The sequence below is a fragment of the Bowmanella yangjiangensis genome, assembly GCF_017255015.1.
Taxonomy (GTDB): Bacteria; Pseudomonadota; Gammaproteobacteria; order Enterobacterales; family Alteromonadaceae; genus Bowmanella; species Bowmanella yangjiangensis.
This window is the reverse complement of sequence record NZ_JAFKCS010000522.1, coordinates 1-535: the sequence shown is the minus strand read 5'-3', so window position 1 is coordinate 535 and position 535 is coordinate 1. Positions and strand designations below refer to the sequence as shown.

Genomic DNA, 535 nt, shown 5'->3' with positions numbered 1-535 from the left:
ACCTTTCTCCTGGACCTGTGAGGGCTGCGCGCCCGTTCAGGACACCCGCTGCATAGAGTGTCCACAGGATGATCAGCGGCTGGAATGGCAGGCGTGCCCAGTAGTACCAGCGCGCACTCGGCAAGCCCTGCGCGTCGAGGCCATGCAGGGCGTTGTGCAGGTTGGCCGGAAACACACAGACGAAGTAGACGGCCAGCATGATGCCGGCGAGTCGGCGTGTACCTGGCCACATCAGACCGATGGCGCCGGCGATCTCGCAGGCGCCGGTGAACAGCACCAGAGGCTCGTGCAGCGGCAGGTAGGGCGGCATCATCGCCAGGTAGCGAGTGGGTGTCAGCCAGTGGTCCACACCGATCAGCAACAGAGCCAGGCTCAGTGCCAGGCGCATGCGTGCCCGCCATGACGGTAACAACGGCAGGCCCAGACGCTGCGGGAGTGCGGCGATGAGGGTGAGGAGCATGAGCAGGGCGACAAATAGCATGAGGGCATCTCCGGGTTGTCTGGCTGGCACTGGGGACTGGCTGGATGCAATATG

Annotated in this window: 1 protein-coding gene; it reads right to left on the bottom strand. The window is 64.5% G+C overall.

The window, feature by feature from the left end; all coding sequences use genetic code 11:
* The coding region (locus J0A65_RS25460; RefSeq protein ID WP_206597005.1) for a DoxX family protein at positions 1-481 on the bottom strand (481 nt) is incomplete at its 3' end.
* Positions 482-535 lie beyond the last annotated feature (54 nt).